The organism is Variovorax boronicumulans (assembly GCF_019352895.1).
Taxonomy (GTDB): domain Bacteria; phylum Pseudomonadota; class Gammaproteobacteria; order Burkholderiales; family Burkholderiaceae_C; genus Variovorax; species Variovorax boronicumulans_A.
In genome coordinates this window covers 175,415-193,248 of the sequence record NZ_JAAAFX010000007.1, presented here as the reverse complement: position 1 = coordinate 193,248, position 17,834 = coordinate 175,415, and the positions used below count along the sequence as shown (strand labels likewise).

Here is a 17,834-nt window from a genome sequence, read left to right as displayed (position 1 = left end):
CACCCCAATGTCCAACAGCACGCATCCGATCATCTTTGGCTCGCCTCGTCTCTACATTCAGGGTGTCGGGGTCCTCAGCCGGCTCCCGGAAGCCGTTGGCAGCCTCGGCACCACGCCTTTTGTTGTTGTCGATGCGGTGGTGCACGAGCGACTCGCGACCCAACTGCACTTGCTAGGCATCAGAGAGGCCGATATCGAGATCTTCAATGGCGAATGCACGGCCGCAGAGATCGATCGTCTCGCCAGTCGGCAGCATGGAGACGTCATCGTCGGGCTCGGCGGGGGCAAGGCGATCGACGCGGCGAAGGGTGTGGCGATGGCCAGGCGCCTGCCGATCATTGTGGTTCCGACCGCGGCATCCAACGACGCTCCCACCAGCCGTGTCGTGGTGGTCTACGACGACCAGCATCGACTTTCAGAAGGCCGCTTCCTTCCGTTCAACCCGGATGTCCTTTTGGTGGACACCGGCATTGTCGCCAAGGCACCACCGCGGCTTTTCGCGGCAGGGATCGGCGATGCCATCTCCAAGAAATTCGAGGTCGAGCTGTCCGTGAAGGGTCACGGCGTGAACATGTTCGGCGGCAGGCCGTCTCATACCGCGATGGCACTTGCGGATGCCTGCTACCGACAGTTGCGCGAACACGGACAGGCGGCCACCGAGGCCGTGCGCAAGGGTTGCGTGACGGACGAGGTCGAACGCGTTGTCGAAGCGAACATCCTGCTCAGCGGGCTCGCTTTCGAAAGCGGCGGCCTCGCCATCGCGCATTCCTTGACGCGGGGATTTGCCGCCCTCCCCGAAACCGTCGGCACGTTGCATGGCGAGGTGGTTGCGTTCGGACTGTTGACGCAGCTGATCCTCGAGGGTCGACCCGACGCGGAAGTGCAGGACCTCATCGGGTTCTATCGCTCGGTCAGCCTTCCTTCGACGTTCAGGGGTGTCGGCCTCACCGACCCCGATTCCGTGACTCTGCGAGGGATCGCAACGCACAGTCTGACCGCCCAGTACATTCAGCGAAGCTCCAATGTGTTCAGCGCCGCTTCCATCGTCGACGCAATGATCCGGGCGGACACCATGGGTCGTGCCCCTGGATTCGATCAGACCGTGCCTGTCCACTGACTGTTGCCACCAACCGGTCATCGCACAGTGGTGCTCGAGATCGCCTGAAGTCGAGGTTGCGCGGCGGCCGCAAGGCGGCCGGGCCGTCCATTCCAGCTGTTTGCGTGCAACGTTGCCGCTGCCCTCGGTGCGCTACAGCGTGACAACGACGCAATGCGCCGGCGGGAGGCGCAAGGTCACTGCATCGCCGGTGCTGAAACGCACACCCGAAACGGTTTGGACATGCAGCGTTTCACTGCGCAGGGCAACCTGATATTCGAACATCCGGCCAAGGAACGTCACCTTCCTGATCACACCTGCGAAGGTGTTCTCGCCGTCGAGCTCTCGGGGCGCGGAGATGTCAATGTGCTCCGGGCGCACCAGCAGAGCGATCGGGCCTTCCGTCTGATGGTCCGGCGCACTGCCTGCCGTCACCGGCCCGAATGCGGTCTCGATCTCGACCTGGTTGCCAAGCCTTCTTTTCAACGTGGCGTTGATCAGACCCGACTGCCCCACAAAGCGGGCCGTGAACGCGTGCCGTGGCCGGAAGTAGAGGTTTTCTGGCGTATCCAGTTCAACGATATTTCCATCCAGCATGACGGCAACACGGTCCGACAGACTCATTGCTTCTTCCTGATCATGTGTGACATAAATCGCCGTGACGCCCAGGCGACGCTGGAGATCTCGAATCTCGGCCCGCATCTGGACCCGAAGCTCCACGTCAAGGTTCGACAGGGGCTCGTCAAGGAGCAGGAGCTTGGATCCTTTGACTACAGCACGAGCGAGAGCCACGCGCTGTTGCTGCCCGCCGGACAGTTGGCTGGCCGATCGGTCCCTGAAGCTTGCAAGTCCGACCATCTCGAGAGCTTCCTCCATTCGCTTGCGCCCACGAGCGCGCGGCTCGCCCTGGGCATCCAGCACAAACATCAGGTTCTCGCCCACGGTCATATGCGGCCAGATCGCATAGGACTGAAACACCATGGCAATATTTCGCTTGTTTGCAGGAACTCGGACAGCATCCACGCTTGAGAACAGGAGTTGATCATGCAACCGGATCTCGCCCGTGTCGGGTGTTTCAAGACCCGCGAGCGATCGAAGGAGCGTGGTCTTGCCGCAGCCGGACGGTCCGAGTAACGTGAAGAACTCCCCCGAGGCGACCGTAAAGCTGGTGCCTTTGAGAACATAGGGGGCATCGACGCCCTCGTACCGTTTGGTGATTTGCGTGACGTCGAGCATGGTGGGTGTCCCCTATGAGAGTTGATTTTTGCGGCCAAGGAACTGCGAAAACCCGAGAAGCAAGGCCAGGGCAGCGATGAGCCAGACGCTGATGGCTGCTGCGCCTGTGGCGCCGCCGTTTGTCCAGTAGTCCCAGATCAGAGTTGAGACGACCGTGTTGTAGCGGCCGTGAAGAATCAGCGCGGTAGAGAGCTCTCGAACCACATGGGCGAGAACCCAGATCCAGATGGCAACAAATGCCGGCATGGTGAGGCGGAGCGTGATGCGCCAGAAAATGCGCAGTCGACTGGCCCCTGCCATTTCGGCCGCCTCCTCCAGTTCCCTGTGAAGTTGGAACATGACGCCCTGCGCTGAGCGGCTGCCAAAAGCCAGATAAGAAGTGATGTAGGCAATCACCAGGATCCAAATCGTCCCGTAGATTGGCACGATCTGCACAGTGAGGTAGACGTACATCAGCGCGACACCCATCATGATCCCAGGCACTGCGATGGGGAGAAAGGACAGGATGTCGATCACGCGGCGCCCCGGCACCGTCGATCGCACCACCAGCCAACCGATGACCACTGACAGCATCGCAACGACCGTCGCAGAAATGACCGCGACTACCAGAGAATTGAACACGGCCTTGAGCGTCGAGGGATTGCTCAGGAACTCCCGGTGATTGGACAGGGTTGCGCTTGAGGCCATGTCCCAGCTGACCGGCCCCTGGTAGGGCATCAGGCTGGTCCATACCAGGATGCCGAGCGGCAGGATGATGGCAAGCAGAAAATAGATCCCCACAAACAGCATCCCGATCCATCGCGAACGCCCCAGAACAAAACGGCGCGGCCGGAAACTCTTGCCGGTGATCGTGACGAAGCGGTGCGACTGGCTGGTCAGGCGCTGATAGACGAGCGCCAGCGAGACGAGCATCACCAGGAACAACGTCGCGATCGCACTGACCTGTCCATAGGCCGGAACGCCGGCGGGGCTGGAACCGATCAGGTAGTAGATCTGGGAACTCAGCACAAACACTCGCACTGGCATGCCCAACGTGCCCGGGATGTCGAAGACCACGAAGCCGACGATCGCGAGGAACACCGTGGACGCCAGCAGCGTTGGGCGAAGGATCGGCAGCATGATCCGGCGGACGATGGTCCACGTGCTCGCCCCTGCCATCAGCGCGGCTTCCTCGAGGCTTGGATCGACGCGCCGGAACGCCGGCGCCATCATGAGAAAGACCGTCGGGACGAGCGCGAGCGCCTCGACGAAGATCATTCCTCCCATCGAGGAGATATTGAGCGGCGCCGTCTCCAGGCCGAACAGGCTCATGAGCCATTGGTTCAGCACACCGCTGCGCGGGCTGAGCAGCATGAGCCAGGCGATGGCCAGAAGAAGCGGTGGCGTGGCGAGCGGAAGGATGATGAAGATCCGGATCACGTTGCCGTAGGGCAGGTCGGTGCGCTCCACCAGCCACGCAAGGCCAGTCCCGAGAACAAGAGCAGCCGCTGTCGAGCCCACGACGAAAACGCATGTCTGCCACAGGATCCCCCAGAATTCGGCATCGAGGTACACCGTCGCGTAGTTCGCCAGCGTGAACCCATCTTCTGTCAGCGAGCCGTCTGGCTTGAAGCTGGACAACAGCAGGAAGCCGACAGGCACCAGTACGAGGAGAACCAGAAGCGACACGACCGCCACCGTTGGGGACCATCTGGATATCGCCGGCATCCATTTAGAGTGGGAATCTGCGAAGCTGCCGTGGTGAATCGAGGTCATGGTTGTAACTTCTTTGAATATTTGCATGAAGTCGTCCGTTGGCGACGCTTGAAGGGTGGCGAGAAGTTTTGGGGGCTTCTTCCATGCGGACCACGTGCCGAAGGCCTTTGCTTCAGATCGCGCTGTGTGCGTCCGGGACCCTGCGGCAATGGCGCGGTGCATCGCCTGCCCGCCATGCGGACGCGAGCTGCAATGTCACCCAGGGCATTTCGTCGGCGCGCCACCTCATGCGACGCTGTAACCGCCATCGACAGTCAGCACGGCGCCAGTGATGAAAGCGGCGGATGCGGATGCAAGGAACAGCACCGGCCCTGCCAGATCTGCGGGCTCGCCCCAGCGCGCCATCGGGGTACGCGCCAGGATGGCAGCAACACGGGCAGCGTCCTCACGCAATGGCGCAGTGAGAGGCGTGGCGACCCAGCCGGGCGCCACCGCGTTGACGCGGATGCCGCGCACTGACCACGCCACAGCCAGCGAGCGCGTGAGCTGCACCACCCCGCCTTTGCTGGCCGCGTAACCGGGTGTGGTGGCACTCCCGAACTGGCTGAGCATGGACGCCATATTGACAACGCAGCCGCTGCGCGCCATCAGCGCGTCGGCAAACGCAAAGCACATGCGCATGGTGCCGTGCAGATTGACATCGACCGTGCGCCTGAATCCTTCGGGCGCGTGTTCGGTCGGCCAGGGCTGCGCGACGCCTGCACAGTTGACCAGCACGTCAAGTGCCGGGAACCGGGCAGCAAACCGCTCTACGGCGCTCTCGTCCGTGACGTCCAGTACGGCGCAGGTGAAAGAGTCGTCTGTGTCGGAGGACGCCAGACGATCGATCTCTGTCTGCGACACGGCCGTGGCGACGACATGATCCCCAGCGGCCAGAAAGGCGCGTGCGATCGCCAGCCCGATGCCACTCGTTCCGCCTGTGATCAGAATCTCACGCATGCCGCGACGGATGAAACGTTGCACTGGCCATGTGTCTTGGTTCGAATGAAGTCATTTCTTTCGTCTCGTCTTGTTTTGTCTCCGGCTGGCATTGAAACCCCTCACCTCAGGCTCGTCCAATACTGTTATTCTGTTGACCGATATGTTTATCTGATCAATGGATCTCCGTCGACTCAAATACTTCGTCACTCTCACCGAGGAGCTTCACTTCGGCAGAGCAGCGACGCGCCTGCATATCGCACAGCCGGGTCTGACGCAGAACATCAAGCAAATGGAGTCGATGCTTGGCATCGAGCTCTTCGTGAGGTCCAGCCGAAGCGTCGAGCTCACCGAAGGCGGGCGCGTGTTGCTGGAAGAAGCGAAGCGACTTCTCCTGCAGGCATCGCTTCTCGAAGAGCGCATGCGGGCCTTCAAGTTGGGGCGCACCGCGCGGCTGCGGCTCAGCTATTCACGGTCGGCTTCGGGAGGGGTTTCCAGCGCCATCGTCGACTCGCTCCGTGCCGCGGAGCCTGAGCTGCGGCTGGAAATCAATTCGCAGCCCACGGCGCGGAGCATCGAGCAATTGCTGGAAGGTCAGCTTGAGGCGGCCTTCATCCGCTCACCGCTCGACCTCGAAACACACGCACACAGGCGCCTGCGCACCATCCTGATCGATACCGAGCCTTTGGTGATCGGTCTGCCACGCGACCACCCCCTCGCGCGGCGTCGGAGAATTCGCAAGGAGGCGTTGTTCGACGAGCCCCTGGTCACCGGGTCGTCGAAGCGTGCCCCTGGCTTTTATCGATCGATGTTCGAGCAGATCTGGGGGGAGCAGCAGCCTCGCATCGTGCTCAGAGAAGCGGACGAGGAGCACATGCTCCGAGCCGTTTCGGCCGGCGTCGGCTTGACCATACTCCCGCAGTCGCGGGCCGAACTCATCCACGTGCCCGGTGTCGTCATCCGCCACTTCTACACGCCGGAGCCGCAAGCGGAATTGTCCATCGCCTGGGTGGACGGCAATCCATCACCGGGGCTGTCGAGCCTCGTGGCCATCGCTTCCACCTTTGCGCGAAACACCTGAGACATCTGGCGATCGCGACCCGTGGGATCGATGGAATGCTCTTATCGATCAGGCGATGAACAGTATTGGACTTGCGCGGCACTGCGCTTTCAAATCCGGCCTCTGTCATTGGAGACTTGAAAATGAGAGCAGTCCTTATCGCGCAGGATGGCCAGCCGCTGGCCCAACCGCAACTCAGAGAGATCGATGATCCGGCGGTGACAGGCCGCCAAGTCCTTGTGCAGGTGCGCGCGGCGGGAATGAACCGCGCCGACCTCAGTCTCAAGACCGGCCATTTCCGCGCCGTCCCCAGCACGGTCGACCCAGGCGTCGCGGGCATGGAGATGGCGGGAGAGGTGCTTGAATGTGGCCCGGACGCTCGGTCGTTCAAGACCGGTGACCGCGTCATGGCGATGTGCGCCGGCGCCCAGGCAGAGCGTGTGTCCCTCGACGAGCGGCTTCTCATTCCGATGCCAGTGGGCATGAGCTTCGTGGAGGCGGCATGCCTGCCGGCGGCGATGATGACGGCTCACGACGCCCTTGTGACGAACGGCCGATTTGAACGCGGAGACAATGTGCTGGTGCAAGTGGCGAGTTCGGCCATCGGCATCGCCGCCATTCAGATGGCGCGACTGCTCGGCGCGCGCGAAGTGATCGGCACCACGTCATCGCCTGAGAAGCGCGTACGACTTGAAGCGCTCGGCCTCGACCATGCGCTGTTGGGCGGGCCAGACGTCGGCGCCGACGTCGAAGGGATCACCTCGGGCCATGGCGCGGATGTGGTCATCGACCACCTGGGTGCGCCCGCTTTGCCGGACAACATGGCCTGTGCCGCGATCGGCGCCCGCATCGTCAGCGTGGGAAGGATGGGTGGGCTGCGGGGCGACATCGACATGGACTTGCTGTCGCTCAAGCGCCTGTCTCTCGTCGGTGTCACGTTCCGGACCCGGACGATCGACGACTTCGCGCTGCTGATCGCTCGCATGCGGGCCGATGTCGAACCCCTGTTTTCCGCCCGAACATTCACGATGCCACTCGACCGCGTGTTTGCCCTGGCGGACGTGCGCGAGGCGCACGAGCGGATGCGCGCGCGCCAGCAGTTCGGCAAGGTCGTGCTCGAACTTTGAGCCGTGCGGCGGTCACCGCTCATGGTCGACTTCTTTCTTGGTGAGCCGCCCGGCGCTGGACAGGATCAGCTCTCGCTCGCTTCGCACGATCCTCAGCACGTCGATCGGGCCCATTCCGAAGCTCTGCTTGAACTTTCGCTGGAACGTGCGGCGCGACATGTCGCATTCCATCGCCATGTCGTCCACCGTCCAGCGCAGCAACGGGCGCGCCTCGATCTTGTCGATCAGCTTGCCGAAGGGCGCACCTGCCCGGTCTTGCAGCCGCAGTGTCTGGCTGTACTGCCGCTGGTCCCCGCTCCGGCGAAGATGGACGACGAGACGCCGGGCCACGCGCTGCGCCAGGATGACGCCGTGATCGCGCTCGATGAGGGCCAGTGCCAGATCGATGCTCGCAGTGACGCCGGCGGTGGTCCAGTACTTGTCGCTCGTGTTGAAGATCCGCTCGTCCACCACGTCGAGCTGCGGATAGCGCTGGCGCAATCTCTCGGCGGTACGCCAGTGCGTCGTGACCTGGTGCCCATTCAGCAGCCCGCACGCCGCCAGCAGGAAGGCGCCAGTGCACACACTGCAAGTCCGCTGCGTGACGCGGTCTAGCGCGCGCAGGATTTCCAGCAACGCCGGATCTTCCGCGGCAGCGTGCACGCCCTCGCCTCCAGGCACTATGAGTGTGTGCGGCCGCGATGCGAGCGACTCCTCCAAGGTATGGCCGACGACGACGCGCAACCCTCCGTCGCTCGTGGACGCCGTGGCTTGCGGGCCGAAGGTCGAGAGTTCGTACGCCACATGTCCGAGCTCTTCGTTCGCTGTGGTGAATGCCTGCCACGGACCGCTCAGGTCGATGGGCTGGAAGTGCGGGAACACCAGAAACGCCACGCGCATTGGCGCAATGTCCCCCGCGATTGGCACACCTCGACCCTGCCCGGCCTCTAAATTTTGGGTTTCAAGGAGTCTCATCATGCAAGTCAACTTTCTACTGTTTCCGGCACTCACACAACTCGACCTCACTGGTCCTTTCGAAGTGTTGGCCCGAGCGCCGGGCTTCAAGATCGACTTCGTTTCGCCGAGCATGGACCCGGTCCACTCCGACAGGGGCCTGACCCTGTTGCCAACCGCGACCTTCGCTACGTCGTTGCCCTGCGACATCCTGGTCGTTCCGGGCGGTCCTGGTACCGACGATGCGCTTGTCGATCCCGCGTGGGTCGAGTTCACGGCCCGGCAGGCGGCCGGCGCGCAATTCGTCATGGGCGTATGCACCGGTTCTCTGCTGCTGGGCGCGGCGGGATTGCTCCGTGGCAAGCGCGCCGCTTGCCACTGGCAGGCCCTGGAGTTTCTACCCGCGTTCGGTGCGATTCCTGACGAATCGCGCATCTGCATCGACGGTAACCTCTTCACCTCTGGCGGAGTGACCTCGGGGATCGACATGGCGCTGAAGGCGGTGTCGCTCATCCTGGACGAAGACGCTGCCCGACAGATTCAATTGCAGATCGAGTATGACCCCGAGCCGCCTTTCGAGGGCGGCACGCCGCGCACGTCGCCCGAACACATCGTCGAGCGTTGCCTCAAGGCGACACGCGAACGCTTCGCCTTGCGCAGCCAGGCAGTGACGCAGGCCGTGTCCGCGATGGGCGGTGCCGCCGCAGGAAGAAGCTGAAGCGGGCACATCAGATGAAGCGCATTCTTCAACTCCTGTGGACGTTGGCCTTGGCACCGACGCTTTACATCGGCAGCGCCCATGCGACCTTTCCCGACAAGCCGGTCACGATCGTCGTGCCCTACGCGGCGGGCGGGCCGATGGACAGGCTCGCGCGCCAGATCGCGGCGCAGACCAGCGCTCTTCTGGGTCAACCCGTGATCGTTCAAAACCAGGGCGGCGCGGGCGGAAACATCGGGGTGGCCGCTGTCAAGCGCGCCGCGCCCGACGGCTATACCCTGCTGCTGGACCATGTGCACATGGCGACGGCACCGGCGCTCTTTCGCAAGCTCGATTTCGCGCCGGAAACCGACTTCGAGCCCTTGGGCGTGATGGCGGAATCTCCCTTGGTCCTCATCTCCAGACCCGAGATTCCAGGAGGTGACGAGCTGCTGCGATGGATGGCACGGCAATCGCGAGTCACTTTTGCCAACGCAGGCATCGGTTCAGCGTCTCATCTGTGTGGGCTGTTGCTGCAATCATCCTTGAAACTGCGCCTGACGACCGTCCCATACAAGGGCACCGGCCCGGCGATGATCGACCTGATGAGCGGTCACGTCGACCTGATGTGCGACCTGACGTCCAACGCGATGCCGCAGATCCAGGCGCGCAAAGTGCTTCCGATCGCGGTGACCGTGCGCGAGCCTATCGAAGGTACCCCGCTGCAAGCCGTCCCTTCCATGGAAAAGATGGGCCTTGCGCAGGCGCCCCTCACCATCTGGTACGGCCTGTATGCGCCCCGGGCAACCCCGACGCCGGTTGTCGAGCGACTCAATTCCGCACTGGTGACGATCGCGAACAGCGACTCTTTTGGCAAGCAGCAGACCGACGCCGGGTTGAAAGTCGTGACCGACGAAAGGCTGACGCGGGACGGGCATCGCAAGCACCTGCGCGACGAGCTACGACGCTGGGCCGGACCGATCAAGGCGGCCGGCCAATACGCGGATTGAACGTTGATCGACGAGGGTGCGCTCTGTCCGCTTCATGACTTCGCACGACGGGACTTCCGAAAGCTCGAACGAAGTTCTTCGACGAAGAGTTCATGTTGCTCCCACGCTGGCCAATGCCCCCCTCTCGGCGGCTGCCCGTAATGGACCAGGGTGGGATAGCGTTGCTGCACCCAGCGCTGGCTCGCCAGATGAAGGTCTCGGGGAAACTGGCTGAAGCCGACCGGTATGTCGATGCGTTGCTCTTCGAAGGTGCGCATGCTTTCCCAATAGATGCGCGCCGACGAGGCTGCGGTCTCCGTCAGCCAGTACAGCGTGATGGCGTCCAGCATGTCGTCCCGGCTCAACGCCTGCTCCGGATCACCTTCGTGATCGGTCCAGCGTTCGAACAACTCGTAGAACCACGCCGCCTGGCCCACGGGCGAATCGGTCAGCGCATAGCCGATCGTCTGCGGGCTTTGAATCTGTTCGATCTGGTAGCCCGACTTGTTCTCCTGAAAGTCGCGCAGCCGCTGAAGGCCGCGCTCCTCCTGCTCGTCCGCGGCCTCCATCGTTTCAAAGACCGGAAACATGTTGAAGTGCACGGCCTCGACCGTAGGCGCGCCGATCGCGCCCAACGCATTGGTGATCGCGTAGCCCCAGTCTCCGCCTTGAGCCACGAAGCGGTTGTAGCCAAGCCTGCGCATGAGCTCGACCCAGGCACCTGCGATGCGCGCCGGGGTCCACCCAGGCTGCTTCGGCTTGCCCGAGAGACCGAAACCCGGCATCGAAGGTACGACGACGTGGAAGGCATCGTCGGGTCCGCCTCCGTGCGCGCGCGGGTCGGCGAGGAGCGGCATGGCCTTGGCGAATTCAAAGGGGGATCCCGACCAGCCATGCGTAATGAGCAGCGGGGTCGCGTTCCGCTCCGGTGAACGTGCGTGCAGGAAGTGGATGTCCAACCCGTCGATGCACGTCATCGACGGATCGAACGCGTTCAATCGGGCTTCGCCGGCGCGCCAGTCGTATCCTTCGCGCCAGTACGCAGCGAGTGCTTGGATTCTTGCCAGCGGCACCCCCTGGCTCGCGTCGTCCACCGTCTCCTTGTCCGGCCAACGCGTGCGCGCCAGGCGCTCTCGTAAATCAGCGAGCGCTGCATCCGGGAAGGCGAAAGGACACGAGCGAATGGTTTCGATCATTGATAGTCACCTGATTCTGAAGCAAGAAGCCGTGGCTCGATCCCGGCAAGAAACTCGACAATCTCGTCGTAGCCGTAGAGGCGCGCCAGTTCGCGGGGCGTCAGCCCCGCATTCGTCCTGAGGTCGAGACGAGCGCCCGCGCCGACCAACACCCTCGCGGCCTCCAGATGTCCGTGCCAGACCGCGTCATGGAGCGCGGACAAGCCGTTGTAAGGTCCTTGCGCATCGATTTCAGGTATCGATGCGCCGGAGCGCTCCCGCACGGCGACGAGCTCCTGAACCAGCTCGGCATGCCCGAAATATGCGGCTTCATGCAGCGCCGTGCCCTTCATCAGACCGATCATCCGCGATGGGTCGGCGCCTGCACCGAGAAGAGCGCGGGCGATCGCGCGCTGCCCTTCACGCGCCGCGATACCCAGGGCAGTGTAGTTGTCGTCGGGCCCTCCCACCACCGGCACCTGCTCGTCGACCACCGCACCGGCCGCGATGAGACGCTCGACTTCCGCAAGATCGCCTGCCTTCGTGGCCGAAACCAAGGACATGGCGCCGACGCGTTCGGCGTCGGCCGCGATCCTCGCTTCGATCAGGCGCGCGATCGCTTCGAGCCGATCGACTCGCGCGAGGTCGAGCGCCGATTGCTGCCAGTGATTCCTGATCGTCGTCCGCGCGCCGCGATCCAGAAGACATTGAACGGCGCTTCGATGCTTGTGAAGCACTGCATCCATCAGTGCCGTGTTTCCAAGGACGGGGGATTGCTGATCAATGAACGCCCCATGATTCAGGAGCGCGGCGATGACATCGACATTGCCCGTCTGCGCGGCCTTGTGCAGCGCAGTCGCCCCCATGCGAGGGTCTATCGCAAGAACGTCCGCGTGCGCGACCAACAGCATCTCCGCCATGTACGGCTGCCCCAGGGCGCAGGCAAGCATGAGCGGCGTGAATCCATCGGTATCGCGCCGATTCGCGTCCACACCCAGGCGGAGAAGCTCGCAAACGCTGGGGAGGTCGCCTTCCCTGATCGCGGCGTGAAGCCTCCCGGCCGGCCGACGGTTGCAATCCACGGGCTGATCGCTCACTTCACGTTCTCCTCGAGAAAAGCGCGGATCACCGCTCCGATCTCGACACCGTGTGTCTCGAGGGCCAAATGGCCCGTATCGTAGAAACGCACGTCCGCATCGGGGATGTCGCGCTTCCAGGCCTGCGCGCCCGCAGGCAGGAAAAACGGGTCGTTCCGGCCCCAGACGGCCAGCAGCGGGGGCCGGTGTTCTCGAAAGTAGGCCTGAAACTCTGGATACTTCGCGACGTTGGTTGCGTAGTCCAGGAGCAGGTCCAGCTGGATGTCCGCATTGCCGGGTCGAGACACCAGCCAGCCTTCGAGGGCGATGGCATCCGGGGCCACCCGGTCCCTGTCGACGACGCCTTCCAGGTACTGCCACTCGACGGAGGTCGCCGTCGGAAATTCATGCAGTGCATCGCGATTCGCCTGCGATGGCTCTGCCCAGTATTTTTGAATGGGAGCCCACCCGGGACCCAGCCCCTCCTCGTAGGCGTTTCCGTTCTGCGAGACGATGGCCGTGATGCGTGAAGGATGGGCCAGTGCGAGGCGCCACCCTACGGGGGCACCGTAGTCGAACACCTGCATGGCATAGCGCTCGAGCCCGAGCTGTACGGTGAACTGGTCGATGGTCTCGGCAAGTTGGTCGAAGGTGTAGGCGTAGTCGCCACGCTTCGCCGCCTCCGTGAAGCCGAAGCCTGGCAGGTCGGGCGCGATCACGTGATACCGGTCCGAGAGCGTCGGGATCAGATGGCGGTACATGAACGAGGACGCCGCGAAGCCGTGCAGCAGGAGTACGGCGGGCGCACGGGGGTCACCTGCTTCGCGGTAGAACACTTTCACATCGCCCACCTGCTCGAAACGATGGCGAGTCTGTTGTGTCGCTGCGGCGGCGGTATCGGGGGGCTGGACCGGGGCGGGAGAAATCATGGTCGTGTCACCTGCTGAAGATTCGCTGAAAACCCAGAAGCACCAGTGCGCTCCCTGCGACTCGATCGACAAGGGGTTCGATCCGCACGTAGCCCGCCCTCAGTCTTCGCGTTCCGAAAACGCGCACGATGCCAAGGTGCCATGCGAGTGAAAGGATGCCGACGAGCACGGTCGTTGCCAGCAGGAACCCGTTCGGTGCATCGGGCGGCATCAAGGTCGCGAACGCGCTGGTCCAGAAGGCCGCGCCCTTGGGGTTGGTGACGCTCGTCACGATGCCGCTGCGGAACGCGCCCCGGCGCACCGATGGATCGCCGGCGGGCCTCGGCGTCTCGCGCATCCGGGGCCGCCGGCTTGCACGGATCAGCTTGATCCCATACCCGATCAAATAGGCCGAGCCGGCCCACCGCATCGAACTGCTCAGCCAAGGGTGGCGATCCAGCAGCGCCGATACGCCGGTGAGCGCAATGATCACCCAGAAGATCGAGCCCGCGGTGAGGCCGAGCACGACCCACCGCGCTTCGCGCTGACGCCCGCTCAGCGCGAGGTCGCTCAAGATTAGAAAGTTCGGTCCCGGGCTCGCCAGAACCGCGAGGTAGACCACAGAGAGAAGGCCCAGCGAGCAAGCGTAGTCCATTGGAAAACGACTCGTCCGTCACTTGAGGATCAGCACGACGCCCACGAGCGCGACCGCAGCGGATGCCAGCTTCGCGGCCGTGACCGTCTCGCCCAGGAACGCCGCCCCGAGCCCCATGGCGATGACCGGCGTGACATAGTTGAAGGTGTTCGCGATCGTGCTCGACACGTTCAGGTTGAGCCAGTTGAAGGCCATGAAGGCGGCGATCGCCATGGCCACCAGGTAGGCCATGCCGGCCCAGGCTGTCCCGGACAACTGCAGGAGCCCGGCGGCGCCATGACCGTCCAGAGCCATCAGCGGCGACGCCACCAGCGCCCCGACGAGCAGTTGGACATTGAGCGTGACGACAGCGTCGGACGGCATAGCCGCACTTCGACCGTAGAGCGAACCGATCGCCCACGCGAAGGCCGCCACCAGCAGCGCCGCGACGCCGGCGAGCACGATCTCTCCGTCGGGTGCCGTCATCGTCAGGGCCGCGATGCCGCCAAAACCCAGCAGCACGCCCAGAAGCTGTCGCGCCGGCAGCGGCTCCCGCAGGAAAACGGTCGACAGAATCGCAATGAACAGCGGCGTCGCGGAAGTGATCACCGCACCAACACCGGCGGACATGCTCGCGACCCCAACGGCGATGCCAACCTGCCCTATGGCGAACAGCAGCACGCCCGTCAAGGCCGCCCCACGCAGCTGCGGCGCGGTGGGCCAGGCACCGCGCGTGCGCAGGCGCCAGACCGTGATCGGCGCCAGGATCAGGGCCGCGACCAGCAGCCTGACGACCGTCAAGGCCACCGGCGAGAGTTCATGCGACACCAGCTTCATCGCCAGAAAGGTCGTGCCCGTTCCGACATAGATGAAGGCCAGCGTCAGTGGGACCATCGCGCGACGACGCCCTGCGGTTCTGTTGTCAACTGCGTCGGCCTTACCGTCAGAGACCATCCAGCACGTCCTCTATGGTGATCGGCAGGTGCCGTACACGCCGCCCGGTCGCGTGGAAGACAGCGTTCGCGACGGCAGCACCGGTGCCGACGACACCTAGTTCTCCGACACCCTTCATGCCTGAGGGATTGACGTCGCGGCCGCGGTCCTCTTCCGGCAGCATTTCAACCTGGACCGAGCCTATATCGGCGGACACGGGGATCGGGTACTCAGCCAAGTTGGCGTTGACGTAGCGCCCGTAGCGGTGATCGACATGCGTCGCTTCGAGCAATCCTGAGGAAAGGCCCCAGATCATTCCGCCCATAAGCTGACTGTGTGCAGTGCGCACGTTGGCGATGCGTCCCGCCCCGAAGACCCCGACGGCGCGGGGCACTCTCAGCGTGCCGGTGAGGCGATGTACCCTCACTTCGACGAACTGCGCACCGAACGAATACATGGCCCAGTGCTTCGCGACGAGCGGGCCCATGGCGCCTTCGCCACCACCGTAGATTCCCGCCAATTTATCGGTCGCTAGGCCCGCCGGGACAAAGTCGCCGGTCTCGTCAATGGCCGCCCGCGGGACGCGCTTGAGAATATCCTCGATCGATTCCGAAAGAACGTTCTCGGTTGTCGCGGACACCACCCGCCCCTCGCGGATGACGAGGCGTTCGACTTGCAGCCCTGCGAGCCGCCCGTCGGGTTGCGTTGCCGCAGCGAACAAGCGCTCGCGCACGCGCTCTGCCGCCCGCAGCACGGCAGGCATCACGCTGGCCGTGCTGCGTGAGCCGGCTGCCATAGAGCCGAACGGAAGATCGCTGTCGCCCATCTCGACGCGCACGTGTTCGATCGGTACACCAAGCGTCTCCGCGGCCGCACCGGCGACGACCGTGTAGAGGCCGGTCCCGAGGTCCTGACCGGCAAGCTGCACAAGCACTCGCCCTTTCCCCGAGAGGCGTATGCGGACCGATGAAGGACCAACATAAACCGGGTAAAGCGATGCTGCGCAACCCCAGCCGACCAGCCAGTCTCCATCTCGCAGAGAACGAGGTGCGATCGGTCTGCGGGACCAACCGAACAACTCTGCGCCCCGACGCCAGCACGCGGCGAGCGAGCGACTCGAGAACGGTAGCCCCGACACGGGATCGCGCTCGCCGGCATCGTTCTTCAGACGCAATTCGACCGGGTCGATGCCGACCAAATGGGCCAATTCGTCCATCGCGCTTTCGAGCGCGAAGACGCTGGGCATCTCGGCCGGCGCGCGCATCGGCCCCGGATGGTTCGCATCGAGGTCCACGAAACGGTCGCGGCCGCGGATCGCGGGACACGCGTAGATGACCGCCGGCGACTCGACGCCTGGAACCCCGCTCAGGTCGGAGCGGGACGACGACGTGGTGTAGTCGTGCATATAGGAGCGCAGGAGGCCCTCCTTGGATGCGCCGAGCCGCACGCGACTGACCGACGGCGGACGGTATGCACCCACGGTGAACATCTGCGGGCGCGACACCACGAGCTTCACCGGCCGGCCGAGTCGTCGGGCCGCCATCGCCGTGAAGGCACTGTGGGGCATGGACAGCGCCTTGCTGCCGAAACCTCCACCGACAAACGGAGAGATGATGCGCACCTGGTCTTGATCGATTCCGAAACGCTCTGCAAGATAGGCGCGCAAGCCGCTCAACCATTGACTCGGTTCATGGACGACCAGCCGGCCGTCTATCCACTCGGCGATCGTGGAATAGAGCTCGATCGCGTTGTGGTGCTCGGTCGCGGTTGTGTAGACCGCGTCGATCCTGATGTCGGCCGCATCGAAAGCAGCATCGGCGTCACCCTTCTCGATGTCCTTGCCGCCTTCTGCCTTTCGCGCTCGACCAAGATGCTCGACGAGATCCGTCTGCGGCGCTTCAGCAGCATAGGTCACGCCAACGAGCGACGCGGCGAGGTCGGCCGCCTCCGGAGTGTCTGCGACGACGAGCGCGACAGCCTGCCCTGCATAGCGCACTTCGTCGGATTGCAACGGCAGGTATCGGGTCTGCGCCTGGCCCACGGGATAGGCGGCCTTGACCGGCGCCAGTCGGTCGGCGTTCAGATGCGAAAGCACGAGCCTGGCCCCGGCGGCCTCGGCCGCTGCTGAATCGATGCCTGTCACGCGTCCGCGCCCAATCGCCGCGGTGACCAGGCGAGCGTGCGCCATGTTCGAATAAGTGTGCTCCGCAGCGTAGCGCGCACGACCTGTGACCTTCGCCAGCCCATCCACACGTGGCAACGGACTCCCCATCAAGTTCAATGGCGCGCTCATGAAATCGACTCCGCGCGGGCAAGCTGCAGCAAGGCATCGACCACGGTCCGATGCATGAGCTCCACCTTGAAGGCGTTTCCCTTGCGTGCAACGGCGCCCTCCATCGCGCGCCGTCCCGCCTCGAATGCCGTCGCCTCGTCGATCCGGTGACCGACAAGAAATTTTTCGGCGGCCAGTGCCCGCCAGGGTTTGGTGGCGACGCCTCCCAAGCCCAGCCGCACGTCGCGAACCGAGCCATCGGGTTCTAGGTCGAGCCCGGCCGCGACAGACGTCAAGGCGAACTGGTAAGACTGGCGGTCTCGCACTTTCAAGTAGAGCGAGCGTCTTGCGGCCGCGCTGCCGGGAACGACGACAGCGGTGACGAGCTCGCCCGGCCTTAAGGCGTTCTCGACATGGGGACGGTCGCCGGGCAGGAGATGAAGGGCGTCGAAGGGGAGCACGCGCGGACCGTCGCGCGACAAGGTTTCTACGCGTGCGTCAAGTGCGGTGAGCGCCACGCACAGGTCGGACGGATGGAGGGCGATGCAGTTCGAAGACGTGCCGAGCAAGGCGTTTTCACGGTTGTGACCGTCCATCGCGTCGCAGCCTGAACCCGGCACGCGCTTGTTGCAATGCGCGAAAGCGGTGTCGCGGAAATACGGGCATCGCGTGCGCTGCAGCAGGTTGCCGCCGATCGACGCCATGTTGCGCAACTGAGCCGATGCGGCCTTCCACAGCGCCTGCGACACCATCGGCCAGCCGGCTTTGACGCGGGGATCGTCCGCGACCTGGCTCATCCGCGCCAGTGCACCGATGCGGAGGCTGCCATCACGCACCACTTCGATGGCGCCGAGGCCGGGCATGTCGTCGACGTAGACAAGCGTGGTCGGCTTCTCGACGCCGAGCTTCATCAGATCGATGAGCGTCGTGCCACCGGCAAGGTATCGCGCGTTGTCGTGGGCGGACAGTGCATCGACGGCACCCTGCGGGCTGGAAGCGTTGCGGATCGAAAAGGGCGTCATGGC

The 17,834-nt window shown here is 64.0% G+C and carries 16 protein-coding genes; 5 read left to right on the top strand and 11 right to left on the bottom strand.

Annotation, left to right across the window (positions count from 1 at the left end; translation table 11 throughout):
- The first annotated feature begins 7 nt into the window (after window positions 1–7).
- Window positions 8–1,117, top strand: a complete 1,110-nt coding sequence (locus tag K0H49_RS15855) for a glycerol dehydrogenase (RefSeq protein WP_219214336.1) — start codon at window positions 8–10, stop codon at window positions 1,115–1,117.
- A 132-nt stretch (window positions 1,118–1,249) separates the two neighbouring features.
- Here K0H49_RS15855 and K0H49_RS15850 read toward each other — a convergent pair whose 3' ends face one another.
- The 3 genes from K0H49_RS15850 to K0H49_RS15840 all read right to left on the bottom strand — a co-directional run bounded on the left by K0H49_RS15850 (window position 1,250) and on the right by K0H49_RS15840 (window position 5,050).
- The gene (locus K0H49_RS15850; RefSeq protein WP_219214333.1) at window positions 1,250–2,332 is read right to left on the bottom strand and encodes an ABC transporter ATP-binding protein; all 1,083 of its coding nucleotides are present in this window, start codon (window positions 2,330–2,332) and stop codon (window positions 1,250–1,252) included.
- Window positions 2,333–2,344: 12 nt separating this feature from the next.
- Window positions 2,345–4,087 (bottom strand): ABC transporter permease, encoded by a 1,743-nt coding sequence (locus K0H49_RS15845; RefSeq protein WP_219214332.1) that lies wholly within the window; start codon window positions 4,085–4,087, stop codon window positions 2,345–2,347.
- A 225-nt stretch (window positions 4,088–4,312) separates the two neighbouring features.
- The gene (locus tag K0H49_RS15840; RefSeq protein ID WP_374122366.1) at window positions 4,313–5,050 is read right to left on the bottom strand and encodes an SDR family NAD(P)-dependent oxidoreductase; all 738 of its coding nucleotides are present in this window, start codon (window positions 5,048–5,050) and stop codon (window positions 4,313–4,315) included.
- 133 nt (window positions 5,051–5,183) lie between these two features.
- Here K0H49_RS15840 and K0H49_RS15835 point away from each other — a divergent pair, with 133 nt between their 5' ends.
- Window positions 5,184–6,086, top strand: a complete 903-nt coding sequence (locus K0H49_RS15835) for a LysR family transcriptional regulator (RefSeq protein ID WP_219214328.1) — start codon at window positions 5,184–5,186, stop codon at window positions 6,084–6,086.
- A 122-nt stretch (window positions 6,087–6,208) separates the two neighbouring features.
- Window positions 6,209–7,192 carry a zinc-binding dehydrogenase gene (locus tag K0H49_RS15830; RefSeq protein WP_219214325.1) on the top strand — a complete coding sequence of 328 codons (984 nt, stop codon included), beginning with the start codon at window positions 6,209–6,211 and terminating at the stop codon, window positions 7,190–7,192.
- 12 nt (window positions 7,193–7,204) lie between these two features.
- On the opposite strand, the gene K0H49_RS15825 is transcribed toward K0H49_RS15830, so the two are convergent.
- On the bottom strand, window positions 7,205–8,071 hold the full coding sequence (locus tag K0H49_RS15825; protein WP_257624908.1) for a GlxA family transcriptional regulator: 867 nt from the start codon (window positions 8,069–8,071) through the stop codon (window positions 7,205–7,207).
- Window positions 8,072–8,147: 76 nt separating this feature from the next.
- Between K0H49_RS15825 and K0H49_RS15820 the strand changes: the two genes are divergently transcribed.
- Window positions 8,148–8,843, top strand: coding sequence for a DJ-1/PfpI family protein (locus K0H49_RS15820; protein WP_219214322.1), 696 nt, complete (start codon window positions 8,148–8,150; stop codon window positions 8,841–8,843).
- Window positions 8,844–8,857: 14 nt separating this feature from the next.
- The gene (locus K0H49_RS15815) at window positions 8,858–9,832 is read left to right on the top strand and encodes a tripartite tricarboxylate transporter substrate-binding protein (protein WP_219214320.1); all 975 of its coding nucleotides are present in this window, start codon (window positions 8,858–8,860) and stop codon (window positions 9,830–9,832) included.
- Between the two features lie 32 nt (window positions 9,833–9,864).
- Here K0H49_RS15815 and K0H49_RS15810 read toward each other — a convergent pair whose 3' ends face one another.
- From K0H49_RS15810 to K0H49_RS15780, 7 genes are all read right to left on the bottom strand, one after another.
- A complete protein-coding gene (locus K0H49_RS15810) occupies window positions 9,865–11,007 on the bottom strand; it encodes an epoxide hydrolase family protein (RefSeq protein ID WP_219214319.1) in 1,143 nt (380 codons plus the stop codon).
- Window positions 11,004–12,083 (bottom strand): ankyrin repeat domain-containing protein, encoded by a 1,080-nt coding sequence (locus tag K0H49_RS30980; protein WP_219214316.1) that lies wholly within the window; start codon window positions 12,081–12,083, stop codon window positions 11,004–11,006. The genes K0H49_RS15810 and K0H49_RS30980 overlap by 4 nt, the downstream gene beginning before the upstream one ends.
- Entirely contained in the window at window positions 12,080–12,991 is a 912-nt protein-coding gene (locus K0H49_RS15800; protein WP_219214314.1) for an alpha/beta fold hydrolase, read from the bottom strand. The genes K0H49_RS30980 and K0H49_RS15800 overlap by 4 nt, the downstream gene beginning before the upstream one ends.
- Window positions 12,992–12,998: 7 nt before the next feature.
- Window positions 12,999–13,544, bottom strand: coding sequence for a LysE family translocator (locus tag K0H49_RS15795; RefSeq protein ID WP_219214312.1), 546 nt, complete (start codon window positions 13,542–13,544; stop codon window positions 12,999–13,001).
- 99 nt (window positions 13,545–13,643) lie between these two features.
- Complete coding sequence (locus K0H49_RS15790) at window positions 13,644–14,498, bottom strand: DMT family transporter (protein ID WP_219214310.1); 855 nt, start codon at window positions 14,496–14,498, stop codon at window positions 13,644–13,646.
- A 49-nt stretch (window positions 14,499–14,547) separates the two neighbouring features.
- Window positions 14,548–16,830, bottom strand: coding sequence for a xanthine dehydrogenase family protein molybdopterin-binding subunit (locus tag K0H49_RS15785; RefSeq protein ID WP_219214308.1), 2,283 nt, complete (start codon window positions 16,828–16,830; stop codon window positions 14,548–14,550).
- A complete protein-coding gene (locus K0H49_RS15780; protein WP_219214306.1) occupies window positions 16,827–17,831 on the bottom strand; it encodes an FAD binding domain-containing protein in 1,005 nt (334 codons plus the stop codon). Before K0H49_RS15780 ends, K0H49_RS15785 begins: the two co-directional genes overlap by 4 nt.
- Window positions 17,832–17,834: the final 3 nt, after the last annotated feature.

What these genes read in the sequence shown, in the direction of transcription:
- K0H49_RS15855 (WP_219214336.1), top strand. Translation starts at nt 8, where the DNA reads ATGTCCAACAGCACGCATCCGATCATCTTTGGCTCGCCTCGTCTCTAC.
- K0H49_RS15850 (WP_219214333.1), bottom strand. Translation starts at nt 2,332, where the DNA reads ATGCTCGACGTCACGCAAATCACCAAACGGTACGAGGGCGTCGATGCC.
- K0H49_RS15845 (WP_219214332.1), bottom strand. Translation starts at nt 4,087, where the DNA reads ATGACCTCGATTCACCACGGCAGCTTCGCAGATTCCCACTCTAAATGG.
- K0H49_RS15835 (WP_219214328.1), top strand. Translation starts at nt 5,184, where the DNA reads ATGGATCTCCGTCGACTCAAATACTTCGTCACTCTCACCGAGGAGCTT.
- K0H49_RS15830 (WP_219214325.1), top strand. Translation starts at nt 6,209, where the DNA reads ATGAGAGCAGTCCTTATCGCGCAGGATGGCCAGCCGCTGGCCCAACCG.
- K0H49_RS15825 (WP_257624908.1), bottom strand. Translation starts at nt 8,071, where the DNA reads ATGCGCGTGGCGTTTCTGGTGTTCCCGCACTTCCAGCCCATCGACCTG.
- K0H49_RS15820 (WP_219214322.1), top strand. Translation starts at nt 8,148, where the DNA reads ATGCAAGTCAACTTTCTACTGTTTCCGGCACTCACACAACTCGACCTC.
- K0H49_RS15815 (WP_219214320.1), top strand. Translation starts at nt 8,858, where the DNA reads ATGAAGCGCATTCTTCAACTCCTGTGGACGTTGGCCTTGGCACCGACG.
- K0H49_RS15810 (WP_219214319.1), bottom strand. Translation starts at nt 11,007, where the DNA reads ATGATCGAAACCATTCGCTCGTGTCCTTTCGCCTTCCCGGATGCAGCG.
- K0H49_RS15800 (WP_219214314.1), bottom strand. Translation starts at nt 12,991, where the DNA reads ATGATTTCTCCCGCCCCGGTCCAGCCCCCCGATACCGCCGCCGCAGCG.
- K0H49_RS15790 (WP_219214310.1), bottom strand. Translation starts at nt 14,498, where the DNA reads ATGGTCCCACTGACGCTGGCCTTCATCTATGTCGGAACGGGCACGACC.
- K0H49_RS15785 (WP_219214308.1), bottom strand. Translation starts at nt 16,830, where the DNA reads ATGAGCGCGCCATTGAACTTGATGGGGAGTCCGTTGCCACGTGTGGAT.
- K0H49_RS15780 (WP_219214306.1), bottom strand. Translation starts at nt 17,831, where the DNA reads ATGACGCCCTTTTCGATCCGCAACGCTTCCAGCCCGCAGGGTGCCGTC.